The following is a 381-nucleotide window of genomic DNA, read 5'->3' on the forward strand; positions in this document are numbered from 1 at the left end:
GCGTTATTCACTACATCGTCAGCGCCCGCCGCCAATGCCATGGTTTGCTCATCGATTTCACATTGCGGGTCAACTAAGACTAACTGAGTCAGCCCCATCACCTTCATTGCTCGTGCAGCTGAACCAATATTCCCTGGGTGAGAGGTTCCCACCAATACCACTTTGACGTTTTGTAACATCAAGCCTACCTCTATATTTCACAACCGACGCATACTAACACATCCCAAAAGCGGAATAAAAAAAACACTCGTGCAAAAAATAACCACTTCCCTTTTGCCACAATCTTGCTTATACTCCGCCCCGCTTTCCGTTCTTTAACATCCGTTGGGTATAATTATGCATCCTATGCTAAATATCGCTATTCGCGCTGCGCGAAAAGCA

At 45.9% G+C, this 381-nt stretch carries 1 protein-coding gene; it reads right to left on the reverse strand.

The features are described 5' to 3' along the window. On the reverse strand, positions 1 to 179 hold a 179-nt coding region (locus AB4585_RS25500; RefSeq protein WP_372171573.1), incomplete at its 3' end, for a TrmH family RNA methyltransferase. Positions 180 to 381: the final 202 nt, after the last annotated feature.

The sequence above is a fragment of the Vibrio sp. 10N.222.49.C9 genome (assembly GCF_041474985.1).
In the GTDB taxonomy this organism is placed as follows: domain Bacteria; phylum Pseudomonadota; class Gammaproteobacteria; order Enterobacterales; family Vibrionaceae; genus Vibrio; species Vibrio crassostreae_C.